Annotated in this window: 3 protein-coding genes and 1 pseudogene; 2 read left to right on the forward strand and 2 right to left on the reverse strand. The window is 72.4% G+C overall.

What is annotated here, in order from left to right; genetic code table 11:
• Together priA and FV223_RS24385 are read left to right on the forward strand one after the other, a co-directional pair.
• Nucleotides 1–1,332: primosomal protein N' (gene priA / locus FV223_RS24380; protein WP_147729389.1), on the forward strand; the 1,332-nt coding region annotated here is incomplete at its 5' end.
• A gap of 80 nt (nt 1,333–1,412) precedes the next feature.
• Nucleotides 1,413–1,772, forward strand: coding sequence for an STAS/SEC14 domain-containing protein (locus FV223_RS24385; protein WP_147729390.1), 360 nt, complete (start codon nt 1,413–1,415; stop codon nt 1,770–1,772).
• Between the two features lie 33 nt (nt 1,773–1,805).
• Here the strand turns inward: FV223_RS24385 and FV223_RS24390 are convergent, their stop codons facing one another.
• A complete protein-coding gene (locus FV223_RS24390) occupies nt 1,806–2,195 on the reverse strand; it encodes a hypothetical protein (protein WP_147729391.1) in 390 nt (129 codons plus the stop codon).
• A gap of 320 nt (nt 2,196–2,515) precedes the next feature.
• Nucleotides 2,516–2,860, reverse strand: a pseudogene (locus tag FV223_RS24395) (protein kinase); the annotation flags it as partial.

Raw genomic sequence — 2,860 nt, forward strand, 5'->3', positions numbered from 1 at the left:
CTGCGCGCCGGGGTCGCGGCCGGCGAGGTCCGGGTGGTGGTCGGCGCCCGCTCGGCCCTGTTCCTGCCGTTCCGGAAGCTCGGCCTGATCGTGGTCGATGAGGAGCACGAGAGCGCCTACAAGCAGGAGGACGGCGTGCACTACCACGCCCGCGACATGGCCGTGGTGCGGGCCAAGCTCGAGGGCTGCCCGGTGGTGCTGGCCTCGGCGACGCCCTCGATCGAGACGCGGGTCAACGTCGAGCGCGGGCGCTACCGGCGCGTGCGGCTGCCCGAGCGCTTCGGCGGCCGCCGCCTGCCCGACATCCAGGCGATCGACATGCGCCTCGACAAGCCGGAGCGCGGGCGCTTCCTGTCGCCGCCGATGATCAACGCGGTGAAGGCCAACCTCGCCGCCGGCGAGCAGGCGCTGCTGTTCCTCAACCGCCGCGGCTACGCGCCGTTGACGCTGTGCCGCGCCTGCGGCCACCGCTACCAGTGCCGGAACTGCTCGACCTGGCTGGTCGAGCACCGCTTCCGCAAGGCCCTGGTCTGCCACCAGTGCGGCTACAGTGAGCGCCGGCCGGACGCCTGCACGGAATGCGGCACCTTCGACAACCTCACCCCCTGCGGCCCCGGGGTCGAGCGCATCGCGGAGGAGGCCGCCGAGCTTTTCCCGGATCGCCGGATCATCGTGCTGTCGAGCGACTTTCCCGGCGGCGCCGAGCGGCTTCGGATGGAGCTCGAGGCGGTGGCGGCGGGCGAATGCGACATCGTCATCGGCACCCAGCTCGTGGCCAAGGGCCACAACTTTCCGCACCTGACGCTCGTCGGCGTGCTCGACGCCGATATCGGCCTGACCTCGGGCGATCCACGGGCGGCCGAACGCACCTTCCAGCTGCTGCAGCAGGTGACCGGCCGCGCCGGCCGCGGCGAAAGGCCGGGCCGCGCGCTGGTGCAAACCTACCAGCCCGAGCACCCCGTGATCGCGGCCCTGCTGTCGGGCGATTCGGAGCGCTTCTACGAGGAGGAGATCGCCGCCCGCGAGGCGGCCGGCCTGCCGCCGTTCGGGCGGCTCGCGGCGCTGATCGTCTCCGCCAACGACCGCGCGGCGGCCGAGGCCAACGGGCAGGCGCTGGCCCGGGCCGCCGAGCCGCCGGACGGCGTGATGGTGCTCGGGCCCGCCGAGGCGCCGCTGGCGCTGGTGCGCGGGCGCTACCGCTTCCGCCTCCTGGTCAAGACCGAGCGCAACGTCGACCTGCAGAGCTACCTGCGCGACTGGCTGGCGCGCGGGCCGAAGGTGCGCGGCAACGTGCGCGTCGCGATCGACGTCGACCCGCAGAGCTTTTTGTAGGCGACCGGGATCGCGTTTTGTAGGAAGGTGCGGCGCCGCCGAAGTCCCGACCGGCGGCGTCCATTTCAGGAGCGCGCATCGTGCTGAGCTACACCAAGAAGCCCGAGTCCAGCGTCGCCGAGATCGTGGTCGACGGGAAGATCACGGACGAGGAGATGAACGCGGTGATGACCGCGATGAAGGCCGACCTCGACAAGGGCGGCAAGCTCAAGCTGCTGGAGGACATCCGCGCCTTCGAGGGCATGGAGCCGGCCGCCTTCTTCAAGGACCCGCGCTTCGGCCTGTCGATGATGAAGGGCATCAGCCACGTGGCGCTCGTCACCGACGCGCAGTGGCTCAAGGTCGTCGCCGAGACCTTCGGCTTCGTCTCGCCGGCCCAGATCAAGGTGTTCGAGCGCGCCCGCCTCGACGAGGCCCGCACCTGGCTCGCCGCCGCCTGAGCGGCGAGAAACCGTCCTGAGGCGGCCTGCCGCCTACTCGGCCTGGGCGGTGCGCGTGGTGTTGCGTCGCGCCGTCCAGCGGCCGGAGCACAAAGCCGAGACCTTCCAGGTCCCGGCCCCGCCCTGCGCCTGCAGCCGACCCGAGGCCGCGCCGCTCGCGGCGCCGTTCGAGACGCTCAGGCCCACCGTCCCGTCAGCCCCGACCTGCCCGCTGACCCGGGCGGCCGTCGCCGCCGACGCGGCGCGCACCTGCCCGTCGCGGATCGCGACTGAGGTGCTGTAGCGCGCGTCGCACAGGCCGCTCTCGGTCACGAGATCGACGGCCCAGGTCCCGTTGAAGGCCCCCGGCTCGCCGGCGGCGGCCGGCGTGAGGATCGCGCCCGAGAGGAGGCCGACGAGGGCGATCGGGGTGAGCTTCGACATTCAGGACCTTGCTGTTGAGCGGGAGCGGCCGGCGGACGGACCGTCGGGGTGCCGGGGAATCAAACCTCGGCTCTACATCTTGTGCGGTGACGCGCAGGTGAACGACGGAAACGGCAAGAGTATAACGACGCGCGCGAGCGCCGGATACAAGCTGGACCGTTTACGCAAGCCGGCGATGACTGGACGCGCCCCGTCGGATCCTTGCCACGCTTTCGCAAGCCGGTTCGCTGAACGGGATGGCCTGCGCTGGACCGCTCTTGAGACGCTCTTCAGCGCGATCGAGGGCGTGGCCGACCGCGCGGTCGCGCGCCGCACGGTCATCACCCGACGGCGCGCACCACCTCCGCCATCGCCGGGCGCGCGCCGACCTCCGCCTGCACGCAGGCGCGCTCGAGATCGCGCAGGGCCGCCGCCTCCGGGAAATCGGCGGGCGCACGGTCCAGCACCTCGCCGATCAGCAGCCCGAAGGCGCGGACCTCGACCCGCTGCAGGGCTACGCCGGACGGCCCGTCGGGCAGCACCGAGGCCGCGCCGAAATCGCTGAGCACCGCCTCGCCGGTGGCGGCGTCCCACAGGATGTTGTGGCCGTAGACGTCGCCGTGCAGCAGCCCGCGCGCGTGGAGATGGGCGAGGCCCGCGGCGAGGCCGCGGACGAGGCGCAGCAG

Origin of the sequence: Methylobacterium sp. WL116 (assembly GCF_008039455.1) — a bacterium.
Lineage (GTDB): Bacteria > Pseudomonadota > Alphaproteobacteria > Rhizobiales > Beijerinckiaceae > Methylobacterium.